Source organism: Halorientalis sp. (assembly GCF_028275115.1).
GTDB lineage: Archaea > Halobacteriota > Halobacteria > Halobacteriales > Haloarculaceae > Halorientalis.
In genome coordinates, this window is record NZ_JAQCNH010000009.1 from 1 (window position 1) to 25,592 (window position 25,592).

Annotated in this window: 36 protein-coding genes, 1 tRNA gene and 1 pseudogene; 8 read left to right on the plus strand and 30 right to left on the minus strand. The window is 64.5% G+C overall.

The features are described 5' to 3' along the window. The 27 genes and pseudogenes from Q0964_RS01255 to Q0964_RS01380 form a co-directional block, all read right to left on the minus strand. Window positions 1–360: hypothetical protein (locus Q0964_RS01255; protein ID WP_299262597.1), on the minus strand; the 360-nt coding region annotated here is incomplete at its 3' end. 71 nt (window positions 361–431) lie between these two features. Then, entirely contained in the window at window positions 432–1,904 is a 1,473-nt protein-coding gene (gene secY, locus Q0964_RS01260; protein WP_299262600.1) for a preprotein translocase subunit SecY, read from the minus strand. A gap of 1 nt (window position 1,905) precedes the next feature. Beyond that, complete coding sequence (locus tag Q0964_RS01265) at window positions 1,906–2,415, minus strand: uL15m family ribosomal protein (protein WP_299262602.1); 510 nt, start codon at window positions 2,413–2,415, stop codon at window positions 1,906–1,908. Between the two features lie 2 nt (window positions 2,416–2,417). Then, entirely contained in the window at window positions 2,418–2,882 is a 465-nt protein-coding gene (gene rpmD / locus Q0964_RS01270) for a 50S ribosomal protein L30 (protein WP_299262606.1), read from the minus strand. Next, complete coding sequence (locus Q0964_RS01275) at window positions 2,882–3,517, minus strand: 30S ribosomal protein S5 (RefSeq protein ID WP_299262608.1); 636 nt, start codon at window positions 3,515–3,517, stop codon at window positions 2,882–2,884. Before Q0964_RS01275 ends, rpmD begins: the two co-directional genes overlap by 1 nt. Beyond that, window positions 3,514–4,071 (minus strand): 50S ribosomal protein L18, encoded by a 558-nt coding sequence (locus Q0964_RS01280; RefSeq protein WP_299262611.1) that lies wholly within the window; start codon window positions 4,069–4,071, stop codon window positions 3,514–3,516. The genes Q0964_RS01275 and Q0964_RS01280 overlap by 4 nt, the downstream gene beginning before the upstream one ends. A gap of 1 nt (window position 4,072) precedes the next feature. Next, window positions 4,073–4,522 carry a 50S ribosomal protein L19e gene (locus Q0964_RS01285; protein WP_299262614.1) on the minus strand — a complete coding sequence of 150 codons (450 nt, stop codon included), beginning with the start codon at window positions 4,520–4,522 and terminating at the stop codon, window positions 4,073–4,075. Beyond that, window positions 4,519–5,196, minus strand: a complete 678-nt coding sequence (locus Q0964_RS01290; protein ID WP_349254417.1) for a 50S ribosomal protein L32e — start codon at window positions 5,194–5,196, stop codon at window positions 4,519–4,521. Before Q0964_RS01290 ends, Q0964_RS01285 begins: the two co-directional genes overlap by 4 nt. Window positions 5,197–5,319: 123 nt before the next feature. Continuing rightward, a pseudogene (locus Q0964_RS18270) lies at window positions 5,320–5,472 on the minus strand (helix-hairpin-helix domain-containing protein); the annotation flags it as partial. Further along, entirely contained in the window at window positions 5,472–6,008 is a 537-nt protein-coding gene (locus tag Q0964_RS01295) for a 50S ribosomal protein L6 (RefSeq protein WP_299262619.1), read from the minus strand. The gene Q0964_RS01295 and the pseudogene Q0964_RS18270, both read right to left, overlap by 1 nt. A 2-nt stretch (window positions 6,009–6,010) precedes the next feature. Continuing rightward, the gene (locus Q0964_RS01300; protein WP_299262621.1) at window positions 6,011–6,403 is read right to left on the minus strand and encodes a 30S ribosomal protein S8; all 393 of its coding nucleotides are present in this window, start codon (window positions 6,401–6,403) and stop codon (window positions 6,011–6,013) included. After that, window positions 6,400–6,609 carry a 30S ribosomal protein S14 gene (locus Q0964_RS01305; RefSeq protein ID WP_299262623.1) on the minus strand — a complete coding sequence of 70 codons (210 nt, stop codon included), beginning with the start codon at window positions 6,607–6,609 and terminating at the stop codon, window positions 6,400–6,402. Before Q0964_RS01305 ends, Q0964_RS01300 begins: the two co-directional genes overlap by 4 nt. Further along, complete coding sequence (locus Q0964_RS01310) at window positions 6,606–7,139, minus strand: 50S ribosomal protein L5 (protein WP_299262626.1); 534 nt, start codon at window positions 7,137–7,139, stop codon at window positions 6,606–6,608. The genes Q0964_RS01305 and Q0964_RS01310 overlap by 4 nt, the downstream gene beginning before the upstream one ends. Further along, entirely contained in the window at window positions 7,136–7,915 is a 780-nt protein-coding gene (locus tag Q0964_RS01315; RefSeq protein WP_299262629.1) for a 30S ribosomal protein S4e, read from the minus strand. Before Q0964_RS01315 ends, Q0964_RS01310 begins: the two co-directional genes overlap by 4 nt. Further along, window positions 7,912–8,274 (minus strand): 50S ribosomal protein L24, encoded by a 363-nt coding sequence (rplX, locus tag Q0964_RS01320; protein ID WP_299262631.1) that lies wholly within the window; start codon window positions 8,272–8,274, stop codon window positions 7,912–7,914. The genes Q0964_RS01315 and rplX overlap by 4 nt, the downstream gene beginning before the upstream one ends. A gap of 1 nt (window position 8,275) precedes the next feature. Continuing rightward, window positions 8,276–8,674 (minus strand): 50S ribosomal protein L14, encoded by a 399-nt coding sequence (locus Q0964_RS01325; RefSeq protein ID WP_299262633.1) that lies wholly within the window; start codon window positions 8,672–8,674, stop codon window positions 8,276–8,278. Continuing rightward, window positions 8,674–9,015, minus strand: coding sequence for a 30S ribosomal protein S17 (locus tag Q0964_RS01330; protein WP_299262635.1), 342 nt, complete (start codon window positions 9,013–9,015; stop codon window positions 8,674–8,676). The genes Q0964_RS01325 and Q0964_RS01330 overlap by 1 nt, the downstream gene beginning before the upstream one ends. Beyond that, window positions 9,006–9,302: a ribonuclease P protein component 1 gene (locus Q0964_RS01335; protein ID WP_299262638.1), complete on the minus strand. Its 297-nt coding sequence runs from the start codon at window positions 9,300–9,302 to the stop codon at window positions 9,006–9,008. Before Q0964_RS01335 ends, Q0964_RS01330 begins: the two co-directional genes overlap by 10 nt. Before the next feature lie 63 nt (window positions 9,303–9,365). Then, a complete protein-coding gene (gene rpmC, locus Q0964_RS01340) occupies window positions 9,366–9,572 on the minus strand; it encodes a 50S ribosomal protein L29 (RefSeq protein WP_299262641.1) in 207 nt (68 codons plus the stop codon). Next, on the minus strand, window positions 9,569–10,498 hold the full coding sequence (locus Q0964_RS01345) for a 30S ribosomal protein S3 (protein WP_299262644.1): 930 nt from the start codon (window positions 10,496–10,498) through the stop codon (window positions 9,569–9,571). Before Q0964_RS01345 ends, rpmC begins: the two co-directional genes overlap by 4 nt. Beyond that, window positions 10,498–10,959: a 50S ribosomal protein L22 gene (locus Q0964_RS01350; protein ID WP_299262647.1), complete on the minus strand. Its 462-nt coding sequence runs from the start codon at window positions 10,957–10,959 to the stop codon at window positions 10,498–10,500. The genes Q0964_RS01345 and Q0964_RS01350 overlap by 1 nt, the downstream gene beginning before the upstream one ends. A gap of 3 nt (window positions 10,960–10,962) precedes the next feature. Continuing rightward, window positions 10,963–11,385 (minus strand): 30S ribosomal protein S19, encoded by a 423-nt coding sequence (locus tag Q0964_RS01355; RefSeq protein ID WP_299262650.1) that lies wholly within the window; start codon window positions 11,383–11,385, stop codon window positions 10,963–10,965. Continuing rightward, a complete protein-coding gene (locus tag Q0964_RS01360; protein WP_299262652.1) occupies window positions 11,382–12,113 on the minus strand; it encodes a 50S ribosomal protein L2 in 732 nt (243 codons plus the stop codon). Before Q0964_RS01360 ends, Q0964_RS01355 begins: the two co-directional genes overlap by 4 nt. 2 nt (window positions 12,114–12,115) lie before the next feature. Then, window positions 12,116–12,370 (minus strand): 50S ribosomal protein L23, encoded by a 255-nt coding sequence (locus Q0964_RS01365; RefSeq protein ID WP_299262655.1) that lies wholly within the window; start codon window positions 12,368–12,370, stop codon window positions 12,116–12,118. Beyond that, window positions 12,367–13,110: a 50S ribosomal protein L4 gene (gene rpl4p / locus Q0964_RS01370; RefSeq protein WP_299262657.1), complete on the minus strand. Its 744-nt coding sequence runs from the start codon at window positions 13,108–13,110 to the stop codon at window positions 12,367–12,369. The genes Q0964_RS01365 and rpl4p overlap by 4 nt, the downstream gene beginning before the upstream one ends. Beyond that, window positions 13,107–14,123: a 50S ribosomal protein L3 gene (locus Q0964_RS01375; RefSeq protein WP_299262659.1), complete on the minus strand. Its 1,017-nt coding sequence runs from the start codon at window positions 14,121–14,123 to the stop codon at window positions 13,107–13,109. The genes rpl4p and Q0964_RS01375 overlap by 4 nt, the downstream gene beginning before the upstream one ends. A 7-nt stretch (window positions 14,124–14,130) precedes the next feature. Beyond that, a complete protein-coding gene (locus tag Q0964_RS01380) occupies window positions 14,131–15,006 on the minus strand; it encodes a putative RNA uridine N3 methyltransferase (protein ID WP_299262661.1) in 876 nt (291 codons plus the stop codon). Window positions 15,007–15,434: 428 nt separating this feature from the next. Between Q0964_RS01380 and Q0964_RS01385 the strand changes: the two genes are divergently transcribed. Beyond that, window positions 15,435–15,505 (plus strand) — tRNA-Gly (locus Q0964_RS01385). Between the two features lie 348 nt (window positions 15,506–15,853). Here the strand turns inward: Q0964_RS01385 and Q0964_RS01390 are convergent. Continuing rightward, a complete protein-coding gene (locus tag Q0964_RS01390; protein WP_299262663.1) occupies window positions 15,854–16,465 on the minus strand; it encodes a hypothetical protein in 612 nt (203 codons plus the stop codon). A 419-nt stretch (window positions 16,466–16,884) separates the two neighbouring features. Between Q0964_RS01390 and Q0964_RS01395 the strand changes: the two genes are divergently transcribed. Together Q0964_RS01395 and Q0964_RS01400 are read left to right on the plus strand one after the other, a co-directional pair. Further along, complete coding sequence (locus tag Q0964_RS01395; protein WP_299262664.1) at window positions 16,885–18,210, plus strand: NAD(P)/FAD-dependent oxidoreductase; 1,326 nt, start codon at window positions 16,885–16,887, stop codon at window positions 18,208–18,210. Between the two features lie 42 nt (window positions 18,211–18,252). Beyond that, window positions 18,253–18,912, plus strand: coding sequence for a hypothetical protein (locus tag Q0964_RS01400; protein ID WP_299262669.1), 660 nt, complete (start codon window positions 18,253–18,255; stop codon window positions 18,910–18,912). Here the strand turns inward: Q0964_RS01400 and Q0964_RS01405 are convergent. Together Q0964_RS01405 and Q0964_RS01410 are read right to left on the minus strand one after the other, a co-directional pair. Continuing rightward, entirely contained in the window at window positions 18,909–20,570 is a 1,662-nt protein-coding gene (locus Q0964_RS01405) for a methyl-accepting chemotaxis protein (RefSeq protein ID WP_299262676.1), read from the minus strand. The two genes, Q0964_RS01400 and Q0964_RS01405, sit on opposite strands and share 4 nt — an antisense overlap. A gap of 93 nt (window positions 20,571–20,663) precedes the next feature. Then, window positions 20,664–21,260 carry a DUF6149 family protein gene (locus Q0964_RS01410; RefSeq protein ID WP_299262679.1) on the minus strand — a complete coding sequence of 199 codons (597 nt, stop codon included), beginning with the start codon at window positions 21,258–21,260 and terminating at the stop codon, window positions 20,664–20,666. 162 nt (window positions 21,261–21,422) lie between these two features. Between Q0964_RS01410 and Q0964_RS01415 the strand changes: the two genes are divergently transcribed. From Q0964_RS01415 to Q0964_RS01435, 5 genes are all read left to right on the plus strand, one after another. Continuing rightward, on the plus strand, window positions 21,423–22,673 hold the full coding sequence (locus Q0964_RS01415; RefSeq protein WP_299262681.1) for an NAD(P)/FAD-dependent oxidoreductase: 1,251 nt from the start codon (window positions 21,423–21,425) through the stop codon (window positions 22,671–22,673). A gap of 84 nt (window positions 22,674–22,757) precedes the next feature. Further along, window positions 22,758–23,171 carry a DUF7124 domain-containing protein gene (locus tag Q0964_RS01420; protein WP_299262682.1) on the plus strand — a complete coding sequence of 138 codons (414 nt, stop codon included), beginning with the start codon at window positions 22,758–22,760 and terminating at the stop codon, window positions 23,169–23,171. A gap of 90 nt (window positions 23,172–23,261) precedes the next feature. Then, complete coding sequence (locus Q0964_RS01425; RefSeq protein ID WP_299262684.1) at window positions 23,262–24,104, plus strand: DUF7847 domain-containing protein; 843 nt, start codon at window positions 23,262–23,264, stop codon at window positions 24,102–24,104. 53 nt (window positions 24,105–24,157) lie between these two features. Then, window positions 24,158–24,691: a DUF5815 family protein gene (locus tag Q0964_RS01430; protein WP_299262686.1), complete on the plus strand. Its 534-nt coding sequence runs from the start codon at window positions 24,158–24,160 to the stop codon at window positions 24,689–24,691. Between the two features lie 345 nt (window positions 24,692–25,036). After that, window positions 25,037–25,264 (plus strand): hypothetical protein, encoded by a 228-nt coding sequence (locus tag Q0964_RS01435; RefSeq protein ID WP_299262688.1) that lies wholly within the window; start codon window positions 25,037–25,039, stop codon window positions 25,262–25,264. Window positions 25,265–25,592: the final 328 nt, after the last annotated feature.

Sequence of the window (25,592 nt, forward strand, 5' to 3'; positions counted from 1 at the left end):
CTTGTCGTGCACCTGGTAGGCTAGACGGCGGAGTTCGTGCTCTTCGAGCGTATCGTCGCTGTCCTCCGGATCGTGTGAGAGTTCTTGTTCATCAAGCCGGTTCTCGATTGCTGCGAGGCGTTCGGTAACGTTGTCGAGCGCGTTACCGAGGTTCTCGGGAACGTCACCGGCGTCCACGTCTTGCTTATCCTTCAGCACCCACTTCGAGTCGATACGATTGTCAACGCTCGTTTTAATCAAGTCCGTCAGCGTGCCGTGCGGTGAATCCGAATTCAAGTACTCAATCCATTTTTGCTTCTTATCGGGGGATAACCGTATTTGGATCGTGGTGGTTTCATCATCGTCCGATTCAGACGCCATACCCCGTTATATTCCGCACCTCAGAAAAGAGTTGTCGACAGTGGTGGGTTGTAATGACTGTGTAATGACAGTCAGCCAAACATCTGGCGCATCATCGGGTGCATCTCCATGAGTTGCTCCTCGGCGATCTCCTCGTACAGTTTGTACGTGATGGAGACCGTCAGCAGCAGTCCGGTTCCGCCGACACCCCCGATGGTGCCGAGCATGTTGGCCATGACAGCCAACAGGCCGACCAGAGCGCCGCCGATGATGGTGACCTGTGGGATGTACCGCTCCAGGACCTTCTCGATGACACCGGGGTTCTGCCGGAAACCGGGAATTTGCATCCCGGAGCCGTGAATCTGCTGGGCCGTCGCCTCGGGGCCCATGTCGGTCGTCTCGACCCAGAACACCGCGAAGATCGCGCCCCCGATGACCATGAACGTCAGGTCGACCGAGACACGGAGGGCAATCTGCCAGAGTTCGGCGGTGGTCTGACCGAGCGCCGGAATCCAGTCACCCGGGCTCTGAATGGGAGAGAGATAGTAGAAGAACCCACTTACCGCCTGTCCGTTCGAGTCGTAGACGCCGAGCCACGCGGGCATCCCCGACCCGAGTTGTGCCTGCAGGATTCGCCCCAGAAACTGGAGGTTCGCCTGCAACGCACGGACGAGAATCATCGGCAGGACGCTCGCGTAGATCAGCTTCACCGGGAAGCGACCGCGTGCGCCCTTGACTCGTGCGTTCGACAGCGGAATCTCGACCCGCACCGACTCGGCGTAGACGACCACCACGAAGATACTGATCGTCGTGACGAGGCGGATCAGGCCGAACTGCGGGCTCATCAACACCTGCTGGAGTCCCGAGCCAAACAGCGACCCGATCGGTTGCTCGCCGATCGCGATCAGGATCCAGGACGGAAAAAAGCCGACCTGTTCCGACCCGATGCCTGGAAGCGCAAAGAAACCACCAATGAGGCGCTGACTGACCCCGGCGACGATGAACAGGCCGACACCGGACCCGACGCCCCACTTCGAGATGACCTCGTCCATGTAGAGGATGAGAATACCACCGGCGAAAATCTGAGCGAACAGCAGCATCTTCACTCCGAAGACGCCGATACCGAGACCCTGTGCGACCGCGGGACTCGCCGGCAGGAATCCACCGGCGAAGACCATCGGTAGCCCCGTCAGAATGCACATCATGACCACCAGCAGTTTCTGGAGGCCCTGGTACAGCACTTGGTCACGCGGGTTGTTCTGGGTGTCGAGCCCCAGCAGATCGGCACCGCCGAGCAACTGCAGGACGATCGACGCGGTGACGATGGGACCGATTCCCAACTGGAGAATCGTTCCCTGTCCGCCGGCGAGAATCGAGCGGAAGCGCCCGAAGATGTCGCCGCCTGCTGTGCCCAGTCCGTACAGGTAGACGTTCGTCAGGAAAAAATACAACACCAGCACGCCGGCTGTCCAGGCCAGCTTCCGCTTGAACGGGACGTGGCCCTCCGGTCGCGAGACCGAGGGCATGCGGGTGAGTACCGGTTCGGCGGTTTCTTTCCAGCCCATACTACCCGGACCCTTCTTCCTCGCTTGTATCGTTGTCGGATTCGTCCTCGGGGTCGGCCTGCCGTTGTTCGCCACGCTCGCTGAGTTCGGCGCTCCCGCCAGCCGATTCGAGCAGTTCCCGGGCCGAATCCGAGAAGTCGTCCGCGACGACGGTCAGTTCGTTACGAACCTGGCCACCGCCGAGGACCTTCACCGCGTCGACCTCGTGGCCGTCCTCGACGACGTCTCGGACGTCGATCCTGAACCCACTGTCGATCTCCTCGGCGACGCCGTCGGCCGCCAGCAGAGCCGCGTCCTCGTCGAGTTCTCGGACGTCGATCTCCGCAATCTCCTCTTTGAGCTTCTGGGGGCGCTTGAAGCCGGACTTGCCGAGCGGTTCGTAGTTGTGGAACTCGTGTTTGTCGCGACCGGCACGGCCACGGCCACCGCGATGGCCCGCGCCACGACGGTTCTTGTGACTGCCGCCACCGTGCGTGCGTGAGCCACGCTGTCGTTTCTTTTTGCTCGTCATTGTTATCGCATCGCTGTGAGGAGATCGTCGATCTCCTCGGTAGTGTGTTCGCCGAGCTGTCCACCCGTCGAGGCCGGCCCCTTCAGCCCGTCGTGACCGCCCCGCGGCGGGTGCAGACGGAGAACCGGGGCCAGGCCTTGCTCGCGCAACGTCGTCTCCTCGGCGATCAATGCGAAAGCCAGGCCATCGATAGCGTCGTAGTCCGTGTGCTCGTCGACCCAGCCGTCGTCGATGTCGGCGTCGCCCTCTAGGGGTTCGCCGCGAGTCCGCAGCAGCGTCTCGACGGTCTCCTGACTGGGTTCACCGTAGGCCACGTAGTCGTTGACCTTGTGGACCATCCCACGGTAGGCGTCAGTCTCGGGAATCAGCGTGCAGTGGTTCACGTCGTGGACGTTCAGCATCTCCAGCGTGTCGACGACGTCGTCGGAGATGTTCACGTCGCCACGAATCTGGACCAAGGCCTGCATCACTCGATCACCTCTCGTTTCTCCATGGTGCGCTGTGGGACCCGGGCCTCGGCCGTGTTGCGAAGCGCGTTGAACGTCGCCTTCGCGAAGTTGACCGTAGTCCGCGTGTTCCCCGACGACCGCGTCCAGATGTCTTCGATTCCCGCGAGTTCGAGGACGTGCCGGACGGTCTCCCCGCCCGCCAGCCCCAACCCTCGCGGGGCCGCCTGCAGTTCGACCTCGACGCTGCCCGCTTTGCCGGTCGTCCGGAGCGCGACAGTGTGGGGTCGCCCACAGCCACACTCCCAGGACCCACAGCCACGGGACACGTCGATCAGATTCAACTTGCCGATGTCGATCGCCTTCTGAATCGCACCGCCAACCTGGTCGTCACGCCCCTCGGCGTAGCCGACGAGCCCGTCGCGGTTGCCCACGGCGACGACACACCGGAACTTCACCCGGCGGCCGGAGTCGGTCATCCGCTGGACCATGTTGATGTCCAGTACTTCGTCCTCGAGGCCGGGGACCAACTGGTCGACGACCTCCGGTTCCTTCAACGGCAGACCGGAGTTGAGGGCGTCCTGCATCGAGTCTATCTCGCCCTCCTGTACCTTCCGGCCGAGCCGCGTACGCGGTTCCCATCCGTTTGCGCTCATAGTTCAGTCTCCATCAGTGTCTCACGCACGTCGCTGAAATGCGACGGCAGTTCCGTAGCGTCGAACTCCCCGGAGTACAGCGGCTCGTCGAGCTGGTCAGCGTACTCGGCGATGTGTTCGCCGCTGGTTCGCTCCCAGTCGGCGAGCACGCTGTCGTTGTGGGGAATCGCGAGCCCGGCGTCGATTGCACCTTCCTGTACTGCAAACACCTTACTGCCCGGCGTGGCGCTGTTGAGGCCGATGTCGAGCACAGCCTCCTCGAATCCGTTCGCGAGCGCTCGCCTGCCCGCCAGCAGCCCCGTGAGGTACGCGGCCGGCAGGTTCCCTGTGGGGGCCTCCCAGTCGTACGCTTCGAGGTCGCTAGAGTGTGCGCTCGCGACCGTGTCGTCGCCCTGCGGGCCAGTGACGATCAGCTGCGCCGTAGTGTGCTGGTTGCTCTTGCGAGCGACCAGGCGGGGTTTCCCGGATTTCAGCAGGCGCAACCTCTGGTGGTAGTCGGTCCGTGCCTCGCGGCGACGCCGCATCGGCACCTTGTATCGTGGTCCTGTTGCCATGTCATTCGCCTCCGTACTCGTTGTCGATATATCGCTCCAAGTCGGCGACGCTGTCGAACTCGCCACCGCCAGACAGATCGTACATCTCGCGGTACTCGGATTTCGACAGGTCACCGTCGTCTCGCATCTCGCGCAGCCGCGTCCGCTGTGCGCGGATGCGACTCTCCCAGTCCTGTTTGGGGTCCTGACGGCCGCCGGACTTCCCCTTCCGGGACCCGGCGTTTTTCTGATGTCCGTAGGCGCGCTTTTTTGCGCGCTCACGGGCACGGCCGCGTGAGTTGCCCTTGGCGTCGTCGGACTGAATCACGCCCTGATCGATCAGTTCACGAACGTCTTCGCGGGTGATCGCGTCGGCAATCTCGCCCTGCTCGTCGGGGTCGAACCAGACTTTGTTCTTCCCGACGTCCAAGATGTCCGACGCGAGCCGCTTCTGTGCGGTCAGATCAGTCATTCCTCGACCTCCACTTCGACGTAGGTGGGATTGAGGACGCGCACGTCGCGGTCCTCGGCTTCCTCTTCGATGCGCTCGCGTTTGCGGCCACCGACCTTCGAGGCGATTCGGACCGCCTCACGAGACCCGTCCACGCCCTCGAGGTCGTCCACGTTGTGAACGCGGACCTCCTCGAAGCCGCTCGGATGTTTGCCCCGAACCGCAGTCGGGGTGCGGAACCCGGCCTCGACGGTGTCACCTTTGCCTTTGAAGCCACGGCGTTGCTTCGAGAGCGTCCCGCGTGGGCGACGCCACGAGGTCGAGACCCGCTTTTTCTTGTGGTGGTCCTGGCGGTTGAACTGCGGTTTGCCCTCGCGGCCCCGCTGGTTCAACAGCCGTTGCTCGTTCTCGCTGAGGTCCGGCGTCTTCTCGCTGAGGCCGCGAGCCTGCAGTTCCGTCTCGACATCCTCGGCTACCTCGGGTTCGGGCGACTCGTCTTCGACTTCCGCTTCGGTCTCTTCGCTGACTTCGAGCCCACCGACGTCCGCTTTGACGCGGGCCGCCAGTGCGTTCCCGATGCCGTCGACCTCTGCGAGGTCGTCCTGGGTTGCACCGCGGACGTCCTCGACCGTCCGGTAGCCGGCACCTTCCAGCGCGGCCGCCTTCGAGTCGCCGATGCCGCTGATGTCTGTCAGGTCGTCGTAGGTCTCCTGCTCGTTGGCCTCGTCGGTCTCGTCGACCTCGTCGGTCGCCGGTTCGTCGGCCTCGACCTCGGCGTCGACATCGTCGTCGACTTCCACGTCACCGACCTCCGCCTTGATTCGGGCGGCCAGTGCGTTGCCGACCCCCTCGATGTCCGAGAGGTCGTCTTGACTCGCTTCCGCGAGGTCGTCGGCCGTTTCGTAGCCGGCCTCGCGTAGGGTCGCTGCCTTCTCTTCGTCGACGCCTGCGATGTCATCTAGCTCCGTCATCAGGCTTCACCTCGATTCGGTTTCGTGGTGATGTAGACGCCGTCCTGGAACACCCGGATGTCCTTGTCCTTGACCCGCGTGAGCTGTTCGATATCGGCGGCGGTCTGCCCGACGGACTCGATGTCCGAGCCCGTCAGCGTGATCTCCTCGCCGTCGACGCTGACCTCGGTGTCCCCGTGGATGGTCGTCCGCCGGGGGGCTTTCTCGCCGAGGAAATTCTCGATGACGACCTCGTCGTTCTCGACGCGCACCTTCATCGGGAAGTGAGAGTAGAAGACTTCCATCTCGTACTCCCAGCCCTCGGTTACGCCGTAGAACATGTTTCTGACGTGGCTCTCGAAGGTACCGACCGTCGAACTCGTCTTGGCATCGTCCTCGTCGCTCTGGATCACGACCGTCCCGCCGTCGACGGAGACGTCGACGTCCGGGTACCAGAGCCGGCGCGTCACACTGCCGTTGGGGCCCTCGACCGTCAGGTCGAGATGGTCCGTCTCGGCGCTTACTTCGTCCGGAATTTCGAGTTCTGTGTGTGGCATTGTTAGTAGACGTACGCGATTACCTGGCCACCGATGCCCTCCTGGCGGGCCTCGTAGTGGCTCATGATTCCGTGGCTGGTGGTCACGACGAGTGTTCCGTAGTCCCGAGCGGGGAGGAACCGTTTCTCCCACTTCTCGAACTCGTCGGCGCCCGCCGAGTAGCGGGGCTTGACCGGGCCACACTCGTTGATCGCACCCTTCAGTTCGACCTCGAACTCGCCGGCTTTTCCGTCGTCGACGAAGCTGAACCCGTCGATGTACCCGCGGTCGTAGAAGACCTCGAGTACGCTGCCGATCTCGTTCGAGGCGGGCGATACCGTCTGCTCCAGATGTCCGACGCTCTCGGCGTTGTCGAGGCCCGAGAGGGCGCTGGACAGCGGATCGTTGCCTGTCATGAGTATTTTTTGAAGCCCATGCCGCGTGCGATCTCGCGGAAGCACTGACGACAGAGGTAGATATCGTACTTGCCGACCAGTCCCTGCTCGCGACCACACCGCTGGCAAGAGCGGAGTTGCTCCGTGCGTTTTGCCGTCTGTTCGCCGGTGGGGTCGCGGACCTCCTCGGTCTCCTCGCCCTCGGCTTCTGATTCGCTTTCGCTCATTCGTTGACCTCCGCGTCGTAGGCCGCCTCGACGTACGCGACTGCGTCGTCGGGATTGAGTCTGTGGTTCGACGGGATCGACCGCGAGGCTTTGTCACGCTTGGCCACCCGGTAGCCGGGTCGGACCATGTTGACCGTGACGTCCAGCCCGTAAATCCCGATGTTCGGGTCGTACTCTTGGCTCGGGAAGTCCGTGTGTTCCTGGACACCGAAACTGAAGTTGCCGGTGTCGTCGAACTGGGACGCCGCAAGGTCGACCAGCGGAATCGCGGTCTGGAGGAACTCGTCGGCCTCCTCGTCGCGCAGCGTGACCTTCGCACCGATGGGGTCGCCCTGGCGGATATTGAACTCGCCGACAGTCTCCTTCGCTGTCGTCCGGACCGGTTGCTGGCCCGTAATCTCCGTGAGGATGTCCTCGGCGTTGGCGAGTTCGCGACCGCCCTGCCCGACACCCATGTGGACGACGACCTTCTCGATACGCGGCTCGCGCATCTCGTGGAAGTCACCGCCGGACTCCGTTTCGGAGCTCATTCGTCACCACCACCGTCAGACTCAGCCTCGGTTTCGGAGTCCTCGCCGGTAAAGTTCTCGTCGATCACGACGACGTACTCCTCGACGGTCTCGAAACCGTCGGCGGCTTCGCCGCCTTCCGAGGCTGAAGCCTCGCTGTCTCCGCCGTCCTGTTCGACGAGGACGTTGTTCTCCGAACTGCCCGGCGTGATCTGGATCTCGTCGATTCGGCCGATGTCACCGGCGTGTGCGCCCGCGACCGCCGTCACGAGTTCGCCTTCCTGGTAGGGGAAGTGAGCGACGATCTCGTCGTCGTCGTTGGCGACGACGATGGAGTCACCACCGCCATACTCGCTGTCCTCGTCGACGGTCAGCGTCTGGCCGTCGTGCAGGGTCAGTTGTACGTCGCCGCCGGGAACGTGTTGTTTGTTGACGATCTTGCCCAGCTTCGAGCCTGCCGACTCTTCGTCGATGGGCGTCAGCGCGAGTCGTCCGCCCTCACCGGGGAACACGCGGTAGTACTCCTCGCGTTCGGTAAAGGCCATGATGTCAAACATCCCGACGGGCCGTTCCTCGTCGGAGACCGCCTTGCCGTTGATCAGGACGTTATTCTGGTTGAGGGCGTAGCGGGCCTCCTTGCGGGAGTCCGCGTATTCGAGCACGTCCCGGAGAATGATCAGCAGGGGCACCCCTGCCTCGCCGTGCGGGCCGGCGTCGGCCTTCACCGTGAACGTCTCGGTCTTGCGTTCGACCGGCCAACTCTTGGGAACGGAGAGTCGTTTCTGGTGTTTCGTCATGCGCTATCCGCCTCGGATTCGAGTCGCGTCCGCCGTCGGTCGTCGTCGAGGTTCAGTGCCGTGACACGGAGGTTCGACGCGTCCAGCGGACGGGGGACTTCTTCCCCGTCTGCCTTCTCCTGTGTCACGTCCTCGACGTGGACGACTTGGTCGGTCAGGTCCACGGCAACGACTTCGGCTTCCTCGCCAGCGTAGTCGCCACGCAGGACCTCGACCGTGTCGCCTTCGTTGACGCGGACGTTGCGCTGGCTGTACTCCTCGCGGAGGCCGTCGGCCAGCGTCGACCGCACCTGCGAGTGGCGCTCGTGCAGCGGCGCGCGCTCGGTCTGGGTTCGCTGTTTGTGTGGTTGTCGTGTCATACTAGACAATCATTGTCGCTGTGCTCGCGATGGAGCCGAACCGTTCGGCGACTTCGCGAGCAATGGGTCCCTTGATTTCGGTCCCGCGGGGTTCCTCGTTCTCGTCGATAATGACCGCCGCGTTGTCCTCGAACTTGACGCGCGTGCCGTCCGGTCGTCGGATCGGTTTGCGCTGTCGGACGACCACCGCTTCGAGCACCTGGCGACGCATCTCCGGCGTCCCCTTGGTGACCGAGACGGTAATCTTGTCTCCGAGGCCCGCTTTTGGATGGCGGTTAATCGTCCCGGAGTACCCCGAGATACTGACGACTTTCAACTGACGTGCACCGGTGTTGTCGGCACACGTGATCAGCGAGCCTTTCTCGAGGCCCTGCGTGACGTCGGCTCCGAGTGCTTCCATCAGTCGCCACCTCCGGTGGCTGCGGTCGCCACGCGTTCCACGACAACGTGGCTTTTGGTCTTCGAGAGTGGTCGTGTCTCTGCGATACGGACCGTGTCGCCCACGTCCAGGTCCACGCACGGGGATGCGTGAGCCGGGACACGCGACCGACGCTTCATGAATCGGTCGTACTTGGGCACCTTCACGTCGTACTCGCGTTCGACGATCACGGTCTTGTCCATGTCGGTGGAGGCGACCTCCCCTTCGAGCGTCTGCCCACGCACGCTGAGCGTGCCGTGGAACGGGCAGTTCTCGTCGGAGCAGGCCTCCTCCGGCTGTTCTACGTTAAGTCCTAGCGCCATTTCGAATCACCTGTTCGTTCCGTGCGCCGTGCGGGCCGTGCGACCAGTCGTTCGCCCTTGACGGTCACCGTCTGACCGTCGACGGAGAACTCGAACGTCGCGTCACCTTTCGGCACCTGCCACACCCGCGACGCGCCGTTTTCATCACCCTCTACCGAGAGGGTCCGCGTCGTCTCCATCACGACCTCGCCGGCGATGCCGACCAGGTCGGGATTGGACGCGGCGGCCACCCGAACTGGGCGGCCGATGAGTTCGTGTCGTGTCAGCGTTGCGGGTGTCAGTGGCATCTTACTGTTCCTCGACGTCGACTGCTGCCTCGCGGCTGACGCCGCTCGGACCGTCCGGTGATCTCATTCGAGATCACCCTCTTCCCGGCGAATCGTCTTGATCCGGGCGATTGCTTTGCGAATCTCCTTGATTTTGCCCGGGTTGTCCGGGCGCCCACCCGCGGCCTGCACGGCCTGGGTATTGAGGAGCTCCGTCTCTAGGTCGTCGAGTTCCGCCTCCCGTTCGGCGGGCGTCATGTCGCGGATTTCGTCGGTGTGGATGATCGTCATTCGTCCTCAGCCTCCTCTTCCATCTCGCTCATCAGTTCCTCGGCTTCCGCCTCGGTCTCCTCGTCGACTTCGGACTCGATAGCGTCGTCGAGTTCCTCGATATCGACGTCGTCGGGTTCGTCGTCGGGGACGGCGACCTCATCGTCAGGTTCGACGACCTCCTCGTCGACGACCTCCTCGACGGCTTCCTCGTCGACCGAGTCGGCGTCCGCCGGCGGCGCACCCGTCGTGGGGGCCTCGTCGCCGGCGTCGGGTTCGTCCTCGGCCTCGCCCTCGAGCAGTTCCTCGACGGTTTCGCCCTCGACGTCTTCAACGTAGTCCTCGACGTCGGCGTCCTCGTAGATGCGGAAATCGTCGGGGAGCTGCGCGTTGGGCGGGATGATCTTCACATCCACGCCAATGGTGCCGAGCTTCATGACTGCCGTGCCCTGCCCGTGGTCGACGATCTCCTCTGCGGGCTCACCGTTGTGTTTGATGTAGCCACGGTTGAACTTCTCTACGCGTGAGCGTGCGCCCGTGACTTTGCCCGAGAGCACGATTTCGGCTCCCAACGCACCGGCTTCCACGATCCGGTCGATCGTGGTGTGACCAGCCTTCCGGAAGTACCAGCCGCGTTCGAGCGCGTTGGCCAGGCGGTCAGCGACGATCCGGGCGTTCAGGTCCGGCTCCTCGACCTCCTGGACGTCGATCTGGGGGTCTTCCAGGTCGAAGCGCTCTTCGAGTTGGGTGGTGACCTTTCGGATGTTCTTCCCGCCCTTGCCGATGACCATGCCTGGTTTTTCCGCTTTGAGGACAATCTGGGTTCCCATCGGCGTCTTGGCGACGTCCATGCCGCCGTAGCCCGCACGGCCCAGTTCGTCGGCGAAGAACTCGTCGATCTGGGTCCGCTGGAGGCCGTCCTCGATGAACTGTTGTTCGTCGGCCATCAGTCTTCGACCTCCTCCAGAATCAGTTCGACGTCGACTTCCGGGGAGTTCCACTCGCTGGCCCGCCCCATCGCACGAGGCTGGCGGCCGCGTGTTTCGCCGACCTTGTGGGCGGCGACGTGGAGAATCTCCATGGAGGCACCGTCGAATCCCTGGTGGTCGGCGTTGCCGACCGCGTTCTCGATCAGGTCCAGGAAGGCCTCGCTGGCCTTCTCCGGGAACCGACCGGCGTCCCAGCCGTCGATGTCGTTACGATGACCGACACCCGAGTTGTGAGACTTGAAAGGCACCGACTGCTCTTCGTTGATGACCGCTTCGAGGTACTCGATTGCCTCGCCGGCGGTCATGCCCTTGAGTTCGCGGGCGATGGCCTTGCTGTGCTTGTGGCTCATCTGCCGTTCCCGAAGCATCGCTTTCGCCGTCGCGTCCGGGTCCGGGTCGATTGAGTAGCTGATTCCCATGTGTTATTTGAGTGGCACGAACTTCGAGGACCGGGTCGCCCCGATCCCGGCCTGTCCGTGCTCGACGGATGTCCGTGTGAGCTGGAACTCGCCGAGGTAGTGGCCGAGCATCTCGGGCTCTACCTTGACGCGCTCGAAGCTCTGGCCGTTGTGGACGGCAAACGTCAGGTCGACCATCTCCGGCAGGATCGGCATGTCGCGCAGATGCGTCCGGATCGGGTCGTTCGCGGTCTCCTCCTCGCCGGCCTCGCGGGCCTCCTCGAGCAACTGTTCTTTCTCGTAGGACAGGCCGCGATCGATACTTCGCCGCTGGCGTGCGGGGAGCAGTTCCGCGACCTCGTCGATGTCCATATCCTGCAACTCCTCGAGACTGTGACCACGGTAGGAGAACTCTCCCTCGTGACCGATTTGATACTCCGAACTCATTCACTACCACCTTTGCCGCCGCGGCCGGTCTTCCGGGAACTGATGTCCCCGACCTTCCGGCCCGGCGGCGCGTTCCGCGAGATGGACTTGGGCTTGCCGGGGTGCTGGCGACCGCCACCACCGAACGGGTGGTCGACGGCGTTCATCGCCACACCACGAACGTTGGGCCACTTCGTCCCGCGCGCTTTCATCTTGTGGTACTTGTTTCCGGCCTTGACGTAGGGTTTCTCGGTCCGACCACCACCGGCGACGACCCCGATGGTCGCCCGGCAGTCCGGATCGAGCCGCTTGATCTCCCCCGACGGGAGTTTCACGACCGCGACCGAGCGGTCGTGAGTCATGAGCTGGGCGGAGACGCCCGACGCGCGGGCGAACTTTCCACCGTCGCCGGCTTTGGCCTCGACGTTACAGACCGGAATTCCTTCCGGAATCTCGGCCAGTGGCATCGTGTTACCCGGCTCGATAGCCGCGGAGATACCGACCTGAATCTCGTCGCCCAGGCCGACACCTTCGGGTGCGAGCACGAGGCGCTGGTCGCCGTCCTCGAACTCGACAGCCGCGACGGGCGCGCTGCGGGCCGGGTCGTGTTCGATATCGACGACCGACCCCGAGACGACGTCGGCGTCTTCGACCGTTCGGTGCGACAGGTCCGCCTTGTAGCGGTGTGACGGGGCCCGGAACGTGGGGCCACCGCGACCGCGTCGTTGTCCCTGAATTCGTCGTCCCATGGTTAGAACACCCCGATCCGGGAGGCGATCTCTTCGGCGTCGTCCTCCTCGGACAGTGTCACCGTTGCCTTCTTTTCGCCGTCCATCGTGACCATCGTGTTCACGTCGACGATCGACACGTCAAACTGGTCTTCGATGTCACCGGCGATCTCGTCTTTCTCCGCCTGCGTGTCGACGACGAACTGCAGCTTGTTCTCGAAGTCCATCTTGTTCATCGCCTTCTCCGTGACGTGGGGGTGGTGGATGACAGAACTCATCTGTCGGCCACCTCCTCGAGGGCGCTCTCGGTCCAGACGGTGAGCCGGCCGGGTTGGCCGCCGGGCGCGAGGTCTTCCGCGTTGACTTCACGACTCGTCGCCACATCCGCGCCCGCGAGATTGCGGGCGGCACGCGACGGCTCCTCGCTGGTGACGAACAGGATCGAGGACGGCCGACGGTATTTCCGGCCGCGGGTTTTGCCCTGGCCGGCCTTGATTTTGGTGTCGTCGGCACGCTCGATGTCGTCCGCGAGGCCGAGTGCCTCCAGCACGTCCACGACCGCCTGCGTCTTCTGGAGGTCCTCGAAGTCGTCGGAGACGACCACCGGCAACTCCGTGTCGTCGTCGAACTCGTGGCCGCGCTCACGAACGGTCTCCTCGTCGGTCGTGGCCGCGACGGCCGACCGGACGGCGAGTTTGCGCTCTTTGTCGTTGATTTTTTGCGTGCGATCCTTCTCTGACTTCGGCGGGTGGGCCTGTCGGCCACCGACGGCCTGGGGCACGCGGCGGGCTTTGCCACCCTCACGGGGGACGTGAGCCATACCGCGGCCGGAGCCGAACGACTCCGCCGGCGTCCGCAGGCCGGCGTGGTCGTCGCTGCCGTAGTCCTGTTTCCGGTTTGCCTGGGCGGCCAACACTGCCGACCGGATCAGGTCCGGCCGGAACTGCGTGTCGAAGACGCCGGGGAGTTCGGCTGCCCCGTCTTCGTCGCCGTCCAGGGTGTGTACTGTCGCGTTCATCCTTGATTAGACTCCGTGGAGACGTAGCGCACCTCGGGGTCGAGACGCGGTTGGTCGTTCGGTCGGACCGCCGGGCGGAAGCGCAGCAGGCGCTTGTCCGGCCCGGGCAGCGAGCCTTTCACCAGCGCGTACGGCCCGTCGACCTCGCCGTAGTTGACGAAACCGCCGTCGACGGAGGGCTCGTCACCCTCGCCCACGTCAATGAGCCGCTTGTTTAGCTCGGTCCGTTGGTGGTAGCCCATCTGCCCCTGCTGAGGGACGGTCGAGCGCACACGCGAGGGGTTCCACGGGCCGAGATTGCCGATTCGGCGGCGCCAGCCCTGGCGCTTGTGCTTGCCCTTCCGTTTCTGGACGCCCCAGCGCTTGACGGGACCCTGCGTCCCCTTGCCTTTCGTGATACCGGAGGCATCCATGTACTCGCCGGCGCGGAACACCTCGTTCATCGCGTGTTCGCCACCCTCCTCGAGGAGGTCGAACGCGAACTCGACACGGTCGGAAAGCGAGCCACCGCCGACGCGTGTCTCCATCACGTCGGGCTCTTTTTTCGGGACGCTGGGGACGACGTCGGGGACCGAGTGCGTGATGACACGCACGTCCGCGAGGTCACCGTTCTCCAGCGCGGTCTGTACTTGTTCGCGTGCGCCCTCGGCGTCGTGGCTCTCGGGCAGGTCTAGCGTCCGGTCGAGCTCCGGGTGGAACTCGTCGGTCCAGGCCTCCGTGAGCGGTCGATTGCCGTAGGGCGTGTCTTCGTAGGCTCGCACGGCGACGGCGCGCATCGGCGGCGTCTCGACGACGGTAACGGGCACCGTCTCCTCCATCCCCTCGCGCGGGGAGTCGGGCTCGTCGTTGATCATCACGACGTGTGTCATGCCGGCTTTGTATCCGGCGAAGCCCTGGAGGCCCGGCTGTCCCTCGTCGTCCGGCCAGGTGTTGAATCGCGGCACTTCACTGACCGACCGCTTCCGCGGGCCAAAGCCCAGCGAGCCTTTGCGTGGTCTGCTTGGTTGTGGCATTCGTTGGTCACTCCGTGAGTGAGAGGCTAGCGAGCACGGCGAACATCGCTTCTTCCGTTCGCACGACCTCGCTTCCTTGATTCGGAACCGCGTTCAGCCAGAGGTCGAACCGGGACCCTTCCGGTTCGTCCGCGGGTAGATCCGTCCGTTCTCGCTCGGCCTCCTCGCCGCCCTCGTCGCCGCCCGGTGGGGCGACACCGAGTATCTCCGGCAGGCCGCGTTCGGGCGCTCCGAACACGACCGTCATCCCTCGCGGCCCCGTGTCGGCGACGATGTCGCCGAGACGGTCGACACTCAGCTGTTCGCCGTGCCGTGATGTGGCAAGGCGGACGCCGGCGTCGTCACGCGAGAGTTCCGTCGAGAGGTCCGACGCCTCGACGACGAATCCCGGCGGGGACTCGTCGACGAACTTTGCGCGGACCGGCCGTCGCGAAGAGACCCTGATGGATACGCGCTCTCCCTCCCTGAGACCCTCTTTGGGTTCGGGGAGGGAGATCGGGTGTTGCAGTCCGCAATTGACCCGAACGCGTCCGTCAGATCCGACCTCGGTCACGATTCCCTGTCTTAACGACCCCGAATCGTCCGATCCGGAGCCGGTCCGTGATGCGACGCGGAGCGGCGGCAGGACGCCCGCGTACTCTAGTTCGTCCCGCTTACCCCACGCCTCCTTTCGGAGGTATGGCGGCGTCGCGGCGTACCGTAACACGGTTTCGACGAACCCGTCACCCCACCGGCCTTCCGCCCCCGAGTCGGGGAAGACGACCAGGCGATTGACCCGGAACACCGTCGCCGCGCGGGCGACATAACCGATTTTGCGAGTTGCCTCGCGTTTGTCTTCGGCTTCCCGGGTCAGCGATGACGGCACGAGTACGCTGACTGTCATGCCGTGACACTTCTACGCCACGCCACTAGACTGTGCCGAATCTTCTCTACTGCCGGGTTAAAAAGAACCCGCTTCGCGTGCGAGATGGGGCGCGTTCACACGGGCCGGCGTTCGACCACGGACGAGTTCGACCCTGCGCCGTCCGCGTGGTCGGCGTCGTGAGTGTGGACCTGCCACCGCGCGCAATCAACTGTCTCAGGTCAGCCCCTCTCGCGGGCCGTGGTCACCGTCAGCGCCATCGGTTCCAGCCGACCCGTCGGCTCCAGCACACCCGACTGAACACCCGGCGGGCCGGGAACACGTCGCTGTCGACGGCCGTGCGTCCAGCCACTCCATCGTCGTGTGCGGGGAAACTAGCACGCCGCACGGCGGTTTCGACACCGATTCGGAAGGCTTATATTCACTTCCAAAGATTGTACAGATGTAGCGCGCTGGTGGTGTAGTGGTATCACAGGACCCTGCCACGGTCCTAACCCGAGTTCAAATCTCGGCCAGCGCATTTCTGCGGCGAACTATTTCGTGAGCCGCAGGAATTGTACCGAATTTGAACGAGAGAAGGCGCACGCTCGACCGGAGGGGGAGACCGTCTTCACGTAGTTCAAATCTCGGCCAGCGCACTTCTGCGGCGAACTATTTCGTGAGCCGCAGGAATCGTACCGAATTTGAACGAGAGAAGGCGCACGCTCGACCGGAGGGAGAGACCGTCTTCACGTAGTTCAACTCTCGGCCAGCGCACTTCTATCGAGCGCAAATTCGTGGGCGACCGCTTCGCGTGTCGCTTAGATTGGCGCGAGGCGAAATCTTCACAGACAGCGACGGACCGTTTTCGGCCGAGGGGAGAGGCAATCTATCCGTGCGGGGTGATTCTTCGTGTAGCGGCCGCGAACAGGCCGAGCGCGACGAGTAGTGCGCCGAAGCCGAACCCGGAACCGGGTTCGCCGGTGGTAGTGGCCGGTTCGGCGGTCCCCGGATCGGACGCGGGGTCGGCGGCGGAATCGGCCGCCGTGACCGGTGCCCGCTCCGTGGTCGGCAACGCGGCTTCCGTCGGGGTCGGTTCCGTCTCGGCTGGTCCGAGTTCCAGTTCGTCTATGTACTCTGATACCACACGTGGACGTATAACCGCTGTATCGAGGAGACGGTCTAACCGCGTCGACGAGCCACAGAGACCGAATCGGAAACCGGTCGCACCGACGACGATTCGGGCGTCGAGTTCGGTGTCGAACGGCCCACAGCCGAACGCATTGTAGTCGGTGACACGCTCGCCACCACGTGGCCAGTAGGCGTAGGCGGCGGTAGCGGGGCCATCGACGCTGTACCCTGGGCCTCTGGCGCTCCGGGGAGCGAGTCGATAGGCGGTGTGTTGGACATCCGTGCCAGAAACGCGGAAGTCGACGACACCGACGAGCGCGGCCGAGGGGGTCGCCGACCCGAACGGCGACGCGGCTCGCCGGGGTCGCACTGGCGGTCGGTGTCGCGGTGGCACTCCTGCCAGCGACCGGTGGGGCCACACCGGCGACGCCGGGGTGCATCACCACGACGGGTAGATGAGGGAACCACGGCGGCGGGATGTGGGGCGGCTTGGGCTGGGTCTGGATGCTCGGCGGCCTGCTCGGCGTACTGGCTGTGCTCGCCGTCGTGCTGTACGCCCTCGACGCGGGGGGACGCGAGAGACAGCCGAAGCGCTCGCGGTCCTGCGGCAGCGGGACGCCGCGGGCGAGATGGACGGGGAGGAGTTCGAGCGGCGCGAGGCCGACCTGAGCTAGGCGAATGGGGGACGGAGCGACCCGTGAACGGTCCGAAGGCCCGTGAACACGGCTCACCGGCGGCGAGCGAGCGGCGAAGGCAACGCACATGTGCCCGCCGGGCGGAACGGATGACATGATCGGCGTCGTCGGCGGCGGGGTCGCGGGGCTGGCCGCGGCCCACCGGCTCCAGCAGGCCGGCCACGAAGTACAGGTGTTCGAGGCGGGGACGGACGTGGGCGGCCTCGCAGCCGTCTACGAGACCGCCGGCGATTCCATCGAGAAGTTCTACCATCACCTCTCGAAGTCCGAGGAGACCATCGTCGAACTGGCCGAGAAACTGGGCCTCGGCGACCGGATCGAGTGGCGCATCGGGAAGAACGCCTACTACGTCGACGGGGTCGTCCACCCGCTGGACACGGCCTGGCAGATTCTCGCCTACCCACACCTCTCGCTGTACGATAAGTTCCGGCTGGCGATGCTCACCATGGAGGTGGACGTTCGCGGCGGCCGCCCCTCTTTCGACACGTACGACGACCTCGAGGCCTTCGAGGACGTACCCGTCACAGAGTTCCTGCTCGACCACACCAGCCGGAGCGTCTACGAGAACTTCTGGGAGCCACTGCTCGCCGCCAAGTTCGGCTCGCGTAGGGAGGACGTCAGCGCCGCCTGGCTCCTGGGCCGGGTGAAGTTCCGTGGCGAGCGCGACCTCCTGCGCGGCGAGATTCTCGGCTATCCCGACGGCGGCTTCGCACCCTTCCTCGACGCGCTGGTCGAGGCCGTGGGCCGCGAGAACATCACCACGGGCGCACGCGTGACCGACCTCGCGACCGGCGACGAGGCCGTCGAGTCGCTGTCGGTCACGACTGACGAGGGGGCCGAAACACACGACGTGGACGGCGTCGTCGTCGCCGCGATGCCCGACGTGCTGGAGGCGCTGACGGGCTACCCCTGTGAGATCGACTTCCAGGGGACGGTCTGTTCTGTCTGGAGCATGGAGGAGTCGCTGACAGACACGTACTGGCTGAACCTCGCCGACGACGCTCCCTTCGGCGTGTTCATCGAACACACCAACTTCGTCCCGGCCGAGCGCTACGGCGACGAACACCTCTACTACACCGCCAGCTACGTCCAGGACCTCGATGCGGACCTGTGGGGCCTGGACGACGGCGCGGTCGAACGACTGTGGCAGGACGGCATCGCCGACCTGTTCCCCCAGTTCGACCCCGACAGCGTGAACTGGGTCGAGACGGCACGCAACCCCCGGACCGCACCCGTCTACGAACGGGGGTATCTGGACATGGTGGTCCCCTACGACCTCTCGGAGCCGGTCGCCGACGGCGTCACGTACGCCGGGATGGCTAGCCGCGCCCAGTACCCGGAACGCAGTCTCAACGGCGGTATCGAGGCCGGGTTCGCCGCTGCCGACGTGCTGATTGGGGAGAGTCAAACCGGCGTTTGACTCTCCAGAAGACAGGTCATCGGTGGCGGTCATCGATCACGTATGAAACGACGCACGGTACTGACGGCACTCGGCACGGCGACGGTGGCGACCGCGGGCTGTCTCGACCGATCCGGGGACGGATCGACGCCGACCGACACGGACGGGCCAGGGCGCTCCGATCGAACGGGGACGCCACCCGGAACGGCGACCGACGAGAGACGGACGCCCACGGTTCCCTCAGGGCGGTTCGACGGGACGGACTGCCCCGGCTTCAGCGACAGCGTCGACCGGACGGTCTGTTACCACGCGATCCAGGACGATGCGGCCGCGGTGTGGATCGAACCCGACCGCGAGGTGTTCGAGCCGACGACCGGCGACGACACGGTGGAGACGATCACGCTCACGCTGTGCAACGAGTCGGGCGAGCCGTTCGGGCTGAACCCCTACGCCTGGGCGATACAGCGACGGACGGCCGACGGCTGGGAACGCGTCGCGCCCGAGGAGTGGATCGAACCCTGGACGACCGTCGACGACGGCGGGACCTACACCTGGCGGCTGAGCGTCGAGACGCATCCGTCCCCTGACCGAGACGATCACCTGACACTGGCCGAAGACCTCGAGTCGGGCGTCTACGCGTTCACGATCAGGGGATCGCTGGGCGGGGAGACGGGCGGAGCGACCTGGGTCGAGTGTGTCGCGCTCTTCGAGGTCGACCGCTAGTCCTCTAGCGTCGCGTCGATGGTGGCACCGGCACCGCCGGTCGACACCTGTATCTCGTCCAGAAGCGACGAGAGTTGGTCGGCCTCGGTCGAGAGCTGCTGGATCGTGTCGGTCACCTCGCGGGTGGCGGCGGTCTGTTCCTCCGCCGAGGCCGACACTGTCTGGGCCTCGTCGGCGGTTTCGTCGCTGATCGCGGCTACGGAGTCGATCATGGCGACGACCTCCTGCGTCGTCGAGGCCTGGCGGTCGGTCGCGTCGTCGATCTCCTGGATGCCGGCGTTGACGTTTTCGATGGTCGCGACGACGGATTCGAGCTTCCCCATTGCGTCCTCGATAGTGTCGGCCCCGCTCTCGACGCTGTCTTCCATGTCGTCCATCTCGTCGGTGGCGGCCGCCGCCTGTGTGCGCATCTCGGCGATAACCGACTCGACCTCGTCGGTGGCGTCCTGCGTCTCCTCGGCGAGGTCTTTTACCTCGTTCGCGACGACAGCGAACCCTTCACCGGCCGCACCGGCACGTGCGGCCTCGATAGACGCGTTCAGCGCCAGGGTGTTCGTCTGTTCGGCGATTCCGTCGATCAGGTCGACGATCTCGTCGATCTGCTCGATACGCTGATCGAGTGTCTCCACCTCCCTGGCCGCGGAGGCGGCGTTTTCACGAATCGAAGCGATCTCCTCGCCCGCCCGTTCCGAGGCGTCGCGCGCATCCTCGCCGGTACTCGCTGCGTCCGACGCGGTGCCGGCGACCTCGGTTGCGGAGGAGGCAATTTCTTCGATGGTCGCAGAGAGGTCGTTCATCCGCTCGGAGGCGTCCGTAACCTGCTCGCGCTGGTCTTCGGCCCCGCTGGCGATGCCTTCCATCGATTCGCTCACCTCGTCACTGGCTCGCTGTATCTCCTGGCCGCTGGCAGCGGCGTCCTCGCTGACAGTCGCGACAGTGTCGGCGAACTCACTGGCCTCCTCGACTGTCCCCTCGAGCGAGTCGAGCATCTCGTTGAACGAAGTGGCGATGTCGGCCATCGCTTCGTTGTCGGTGTCTGCGTCCAGCCGCCGGGTCAGGTCGCCATCGGCCACCTCGTCCATCATCGCCCCGTACTCCTGTGCGCGGGTGCGTAGTTGGTCGGCGACGGCTTCGGCTTCCTGCTTGGCTGCTTCGGCTTCTGCCTGTGCCGCTTCGGCGCGTTCCTGCTCGCGTTGGGCCTGTTCTTTGGCCGCTTCGGCTTCCTCGATCCGTTCGTCCAGACTGGCTGCCGTCTCCTCGAAGCCGCGGTACACGTCGCCGAGTTCGTCGGCACGCTGTTCGGGAATCCGGAACCGGTACTGACCCCGGCCGACCGCCTCGACGGCCTCCTGAAGGGTCTTGATGATCATGTAGGACTCGCCGTAGATCATCCCACCGAAGAGGAACGTCGCGCCGAAGATCGCACCGACGGTGAGCCAACTCCCGTCGTACACCGCGGTCAAAACCGGGACGCCGATGGCGATGGTCGAGTATATCCACAGTTCTCTGTTCAGTGTCCGTTGAATCACCTTAGGAAAGAGCCGTTTGAACTGCTGTGAAGCGGTCCCGATGAGGTACCACCACCACTCGACAGTCGAGTACGACGGTGAGATATCGGTGGGGTCCCTGCCTGCGGGGTCGGCACGCTCGGTACTCATAGTCGGTATAGCGGAAACGACACTCAATAACCTACGCGCTCAGTTTTCAAAGGTGAGAACACCTGGACGCCGGCTGGCCGTCTCCCGTGGCGGTCAGTCCGCGCCGGCTTCGTCGGAGTCGAGGCCGGGTGCGTCGGCCGGGTCCACCTCCTCCGGTTCGTCCTGGCCGCCGACGACGACTTCGCCGTCGTCGGTTTCGACGTACACGTCGTCCGCGAATCCGCCTTCCGCGTGGGGATGGTCCGGACTGTCGAGTTTGTCCGGGGTAGAGGGGGCGTCGGCAATGCCGCCGGCGGGGCGGAACTCGCCGAGCGGGTCGTCGATGGTGATTCCCCACTGCTCGAAGAAGTTCACGTAGCGTTCGTAATGGTCCTCGAGTTCGTCGCCGGGGAACTCCATCATCTCCGTCCAGCCGTGGTTGTAGAAGTCGAAATTGGCCTGAACGTGGGTGATTTCGCGGGCTGCGGCTTCGGTGAGGCCTGATTCCAGAGCGGCGACGTAGGTGTCCATCGTCGCGTCGAAAAACTCGTCGAGGTGGGCGCGTCGGGACTCCCTGTGAGCCTCGTCGGCCTTGTCGAGGAACACGCCAGTGTGGAGGTCGACCAAGCGGTCGTTGACCCGCTGGCCGATTACGGGAGCTGTCAGTGCTTTCTTTGCGGCCCAGTGGCGGACGTTCTGACGGATTTTCATCTCGACCCATTCGTAAGGATGGGGTGTTATAAAACGTCCCGGGTTTCGGTCGACGGTGAAACCGGGGACGGTGTGCGAGCGGACCGCAAGACGGGACCGTCAGCAGCGCGAAACTTTCGCGGATAGCAATGCACATTAGGCACGGTCCGCTAATTGGATGTAATGACCGCGTCGCACGTGATCATCGGAGACGGTATCGCGGGGAGTTCCGCGGCGGAGACAATCCGGGAGCAGGACCCCGATGCCGACATCACGGTCGTCACCGAGGAGGGCGAGGCGCTGTACAACCGGATTCTCATCAAGGAGTTCGCCAAGGGGAAACTTCCCGAAGCGCCGATCTCCATCCACGAGGAAGACTGGTACGCGGAGCGGGACATCGACCTCGCACTCAATACAGTCGTCACGGGCGTGGACACCGACGAGAAGGTAGTCCACACCTACGACAGCGGCGAGATCGAGTACGACAAACTCCTGCTGTCGACCGGCGGGACACCGACGCAGCTTCCCGTCGACAACTCCGACGCCGAGGGCGTCCACCACTTCTGGACGTTCCAGGACGCGCGTGCCATTCAAGAGCACGCCGACGAGTCCGACACGGGCCTCGTCGTCGGGGCGGGCCTGCTCGGGATCGATCTGGCGGCTATCTGTGGTGCACAGGACGTCGACGCCCACTACCTCATGCGGGGCAACCGCTGGTGGCGCTACGCCCTCTCGCTGGACGGGGCAGAGATCATTCACGAGGCGCTCGAAGACAACGGTGTCACCCCGGTCTTCGATTCCGGCGTCGACCACTTCACGACCGACGACGACGGCGTCGTTACCGGTGCAGTCGACCCCAACGGCGAGGCGTACGAGGGCGAGTTCGTCGGCGTCGCCATCGGTCTGAACTTCAACACCGAGTTCCTCCGTGACACTGATGTCGAACTCGACGACGGCATCGTCGTCGACGAGTATATGCAGACCAGCGCCGAGGACGTGTACGCCGCAGGTGACGTTACCCGTTTTTACGACACCATCCTCGGGGAGCACGCACAGAACGGGGCCTGGGGTTCGGCGAAGGAACAGGGCGCGGTCGCCGGCGAAAACATGGTCGCAGACGAGGAGAGCGAGGCGTTCCGCTGGGTCTCCTCGTACTCGATTACGCACTTCGATTTCCCGTTCCTCTCCTTTGGGCACCCGACAGTGGGCGACGACCACGCCGAGCGCAAATACTCCGACACGGAGTGGCGGCGGCTGGCGTTCAAAGACGGCAAGATCGTCGGTGGCGTTCTCATCGGCGATCTGGCCCCCCAGTCGAAGTACAAACAGCTGATCCGCGAGGAACGTGTCGTCTCCGACCAGAAGGAGGTCCTGCTGGAACAGGACGTGGACCTGGAGCGACTCAGCGCGCCCGCGACCGCCGAGTCCGAGTGACGACCGTCGGCTAACGGCGGATTCCACGCGCTCACGAACCCACGTATCGAAGGCGTTTTCTCCCGGCACGGCCGAAACGAACGTATGAACGGTGGCGGGAGCAGCGACATGACCCTTGCCTTCGACCTGAGCGCGCTCAAGAAGTTGGCACACCCCGATTCGGTGTTCAACGACGCGCGACAGTGGAGCGAGTACGTCGGCGTCGTCTCGGAGAAGCCGACCTACGTGGTGACCAACTTCACGCGCAAACACCGGATTCGTCAGGACTTCTTTTCCGGGCCGCGGGGTCGCGAGGAGAGCCTCGACAACGTACGCGGACAGTTCGAGACCGACCGCCACGTCTTCGTCGGCACCGACGACGAGGACGACGCACTGGCCGAGGCCGTCGACTGGGAGTTCCTCCACATCGAGGACGCCGCAGCGGCCGCCAACTGGGAGCTCGGCGAACCGGACACGCCCGACCAGAGCGTCGAAGATAGCCGCGACGACTGGCCCTGACCCCCACACTCCCGTCCCGTCTGTGGTCCGACGTGCAGCCGGTCGAAAGAGAACGACACTGTTATTGGATATTGTTGCCAATTTGTCATTGTGTCCCTGGATATCGGAACGGCCATTAGCGACGGTCTCGACAGAGTGCTCACTCGGCCCGGCGCGTCTCTGGTCGGTGCGTTTCTCGTGCTCGGGTTCGCGAACGCGGTCGTTGTACAGTCACTGACTGCGGCCGCGGCCGAGTTCGTCGTGAACGAGTTCGGGCCACAACTTGCCGAGGCGGACGCGCTGGACGAGTTCCGGCGTAACGTCGGCGTGTCGCCCCTCTCCGTATCGCTCCCGCCCGCACTGCTCGGCGCGGCGTTCGTCGTGCTCGCGTTCCTAACGGAAGCTATCAGTATCGTCGCGGTGCGGGTGTTCGCCGCACCCGACCCGGAGCGACTGCCCGAGGGGGTCGCCGACGGGTTGACACTCGCGACCCTGAACGGGTTCCTCGCCGGAATCCTCACGTTCGTAATCGTCGCCGTCGGATTCGTGGTCGGGTTGGTTGGCGTCATCGTCGGGGGATTCGTCGTGGCCGCAGTGCTCGGCGTCTCCCTGCTTTTCGCCCGGCAGGCGGTAGCGCTCGGCGACGAGAACGCCATCACCGCCCTGCGCGAGAGTTGGGACGTCGCGAAAGGGAATCGCTGGTACCTGCTCGGACTGGTCGTCGTTCTGGCTCTCGTCAGCCTCGTCATCGGTGGCGGCGGCGGCCTGATCGGCGGCCTGTTCGGTCCGGCGGCGAGCACGCTGGTTAGCGTCGTGGTCGGTGCGGCAGTCGGCGTCTTCGGCATCGCGGCAACCACGCAGGCCTACCAGCAACTCCGCGTGGGGCGAGACCAGACCGGTGGGAGCAGCGACGGCGGACACAAGCCAGCGGAGAGTGGAAACGACGTATACTGAGCCACGTCGGCGACCCGCGGCGTTTAAGCGGGCGCGAGTCGTACCAGTCTGCGATGCCAGAACCGCGCGTGCCGGGCGACGGGGGCGATGATCTGGAGTTGTCCTGTGGCGAACCCGTCAGTCCTCGCCAACTCGACCTCGGCGTCCGGGAGTTCGACTGTGACTGTGGCGATGCTCACGGAGTCGTGATGGACGTCCACCCACTGGGTCGGTTCGTCCCGGAGTCACTGGCGGACGTGTTGCGCGCCACGGTCGAACCGGAAGACGAGTTCGACGAGTTCACCACCGCCCACCTGATGGGGATGGTCATCGAGGAGTTCCCCGGACAGGTCGCGAGTGCGGACCTCTCGGACGACGGCGACGTGGGCTACAGCGCCATCTGGGTCACGGACCTGGACTCGCGAGAGCTCCACGAGGTAGTCGTCGAACTGCTCGTCGAACTTATGGAGCACGCGATGAGTCACGCCGGCGACGACGACGCCATGGCCGAGTTCGAAGAGCAGATGCTCGAATTCGACGTGAGCGAGTTCGTGGAGACGTATCGGCGAGAACGAGAGTTCGAGTCGGAACACGACACGGCGGTCTGAGTCGTGTCCGGCGAATGTACCCCGCGAGCGCCGGGCGAACGACCAGGCCGTGGCCCAGCGAGTGTGGTGTCGGGAGACGGAGTCTCTCGAACGTTCGAGTCGGAACACGATACGGCGGTCTGCGTCGTCTCGTCGCGGGAACTGCCGGCACACCCAGCGCGTCCCAGCACAGCCGGAGTCGTTGCACACGGGCGCGAGTTGTATTTACAATTTAGTACTGAAACGAACGGTTCGTATGACGGTGGCTGACAGACACCGATAGCCGCCGTCGGTGGGTTTTCGTCGAACGGCGGTCTGACGGGTGTCTGACGCAGTTTAATACCATAGTAGCGTATCTAAATTGGTATGCGCATACGTCAGGGCGAGTTCGAACGCATCCACACTGTGCTCACCGACGCGGACGCAGACGAGCCACTGACAGCGCGGGAGATTCTGAACGTGCTGGACGAGTACGGCGAGGAGTTCGACAGCGCCCACCAGGTCGCGACGGTGCTGGGTCGGCACGCCGAGACCGACGAGGTCGAGGTTATCCGCGACCAGCCGTACCGGTATCGCTTCCAGGACGGGTCCTGAGGGCGGCCACACCGCTGCTCGCCCGGGCCTGTGTCGAGGTCCGTTACCGAAGCGTTCGACTTCAGGACCGAGACAGGTTCACACTTCTGTCGGAAGGACAATAATATTCGACCGGGATTAACGGTCGGACTCGTCGCGGTGGGTGTCTGTCTCGCCGTCGTCAGCGGTGCGGCCGGGGCCGCCGACGCCGACGGTCGCCGTCGCCGAACCAACAGACGGGGAGTCAGGTGTAGCTCTACACCAGCAAACACCGGTCTATCGAGGAAAGACGCTCGCGATGAACATCCTGATTCGGGAGAACACGACCTGTGCGCGTCGGGTGTTGACC

Bases quoted from the DNA above. Each gene is read 5' to 3' on its own strand.
- Q0964_RS01350 (WP_299262647.1), bottom strand. From the start codon at position 10,959: ATGGGAATCAGCTACTCAATCGACCCGGACCCGGACGCGACGGCGAAA.
- Q0964_RS01280 (WP_299262611.1), bottom strand. From the start codon at position 4,071: ATGGCAACAGGACCACGATACAAGGTGCCGATGCGGCGTCGCCGCGAG.
- Q0964_RS01325 (WP_299262633.1), bottom strand. From the start codon at position 8,674: ATGGAAGCACTCGGAGCCGACGTCACGCAGGGCCTCGAGAAAGGCTCG.
- rpmC (WP_299262641.1), bottom strand. From the start codon at position 9,572: ATGACGATCATCCACACCGACGAAATCCGCGACATGACGCCCGCCGAA.
- Q0964_RS01375 (WP_299262659.1), bottom strand. From the start codon at position 14,123: ATGCCACAACCAAGCAGACCACGCAAAGGCTCGCTGGGCTTTGGCCCG.
- Q0964_RS01430 (WP_299262686.1), top strand. From the start codon at position 24,158: ATGCCAGAACCGCGCGTGCCGGGCGACGGGGGCGATGATCTGGAGTTG.
- Q0964_RS01410 (WP_299262679.1), bottom strand. From the start codon at position 21,260: ATGAAAATCCGTCAGAACGTCCGCCACTGGGCCGCAAAGAAAGCACTG.
- Q0964_RS01360 (WP_299262652.1), bottom strand. From the start codon at position 12,113: ATGGGACGACGAATTCAGGGACAACGACGCGGTCGCGGTGGCCCCACG.
- Q0964_RS01265 (WP_299262602.1), bottom strand. From the start codon at position 2,415: ATGACGAGCAAAAAGAAACGACAGCGTGGCTCACGCACGCACGGTGGC.
- Q0964_RS01275 (WP_299262608.1), bottom strand. From the start codon at position 3,517: ATGAGCGCAAACGGATGGGAACCGCGTACGCGGCTCGGCCGGAAGGTA.
- Q0964_RS01305 (WP_299262623.1), bottom strand. From the start codon at position 6,609: ATGAGCGAAAGCGAATCAGAAGCCGAGGGCGAGGAGACCGAGGAGGTC.
- Q0964_RS01415 (WP_299262681.1), top strand. From the start codon at position 21,423: ATGACCGCGTCGCACGTGATCATCGGAGACGGTATCGCGGGGAGTTCC.
- Q0964_RS01310 (WP_299262626.1), bottom strand. From the start codon at position 7,139: ATGAGCTCCGAAACGGAGTCCGGCGGTGACTTCCACGAGATGCGCGAG.
- rpmD (WP_299262606.1), bottom strand. From the start codon at position 2,882: ATGCAGGCCTTGGTCCAGATTCGTGGCGACGTGAACATCTCCGACGAC.
- Q0964_RS01330 (WP_299262635.1), bottom strand. From the start codon at position 9,015: ATGGCGCTAGGACTTAACGTAGAACAGCCGGAGGAGGCCTGCTCCGAC.
- Q0964_RS01355 (WP_299262650.1), bottom strand. From the start codon at position 11,385: ATGAGTTCGGAGTATCAAATCGGTCACGAGGGAGAGTTCTCCTACCGT.
- Q0964_RS01345 (WP_299262644.1), bottom strand. From the start codon at position 10,498: ATGGCCGACGAACAACAGTTCATCGAGGACGGCCTCCAGCGGACCCAG.
- Q0964_RS01420 (WP_299262682.1), top strand. From the start codon at position 22,758: ATGAACGGTGGCGGGAGCAGCGACATGACCCTTGCCTTCGACCTGAGC.
- Q0964_RS01405 (WP_299262676.1), bottom strand. From the start codon at position 20,570: ATGAGTACCGAGCGTGCCGACCCCGCAGGCAGGGACCCCACCGATATC.
- secY (WP_299262600.1), bottom strand. From the start codon at position 1,904: ATGGGCTGGAAAGAAACCGCCGAACCGGTACTCACCCGCATGCCCTCG.
- Q0964_RS01395 (WP_299262664.1), top strand. From the start codon at position 16,885: ATGATCGGCGTCGTCGGCGGCGGGGTCGCGGGGCTGGCCGCGGCCCAC.
- Q0964_RS01380 (WP_299262661.1), bottom strand. From the start codon at position 15,006: ATGACAGTCAGCGTACTCGTGCCGTCATCGCTGACCCGGGAAGCCGAA.
- Q0964_RS01295 (WP_299262619.1), bottom strand. From the start codon at position 6,008: ATGCCACACACAGAACTCGAAATTCCGGACGAAGTAAGCGCCGAGACG.
- Q0964_RS01315 (WP_299262629.1), bottom strand. From the start codon at position 7,915: ATGACGAAACACCAGAAACGACTCTCCGTTCCCAAGAGTTGGCCGGTC.
- Q0964_RS01365 (WP_299262655.1), bottom strand. From the start codon at position 12,370: ATGAGTTCTGTCATCCACCACCCCCACGTCACGGAGAAGGCGATGAAC.
- Q0964_RS01285 (WP_299262614.1), bottom strand. From the start codon at position 4,522: ATGACTGATCTGACCGCACAGAAGCGGCTCGCGTCGGACATCTTGGAC.
- Q0964_RS01300 (WP_299262621.1), bottom strand. From the start codon at position 6,403: ATGACAGGCAACGATCCGCTGTCCAGCGCCCTCTCGGGCCTCGACAAC.
- Q0964_RS01435 (WP_299262688.1), top strand. From the start codon at position 25,037: ATGCGCATACGTCAGGGCGAGTTCGAACGCATCCACACTGTGCTCACC.
- Q0964_RS01400 (WP_299262669.1), top strand. From the start codon at position 18,253: ATGAAACGACGCACGGTACTGACGGCACTCGGCACGGCGACGGTGGCG.
- Q0964_RS01335 (WP_299262638.1), bottom strand. From the start codon at position 9,302: ATGCCACTGACACCCGCAACGCTGACACGACACGAACTCATCGGCCGC.
- rplX (WP_299262631.1), bottom strand. From the start codon at position 8,274: ATGACACGACAACCACACAAACAGCGAACCCAGACCGAGCGCGCGCCG.
- rpl4p (WP_299262657.1), bottom strand. From the start codon at position 13,110: ATGAACGCGACAGTACACACCCTGGACGGCGACGAAGACGGGGCAGCC.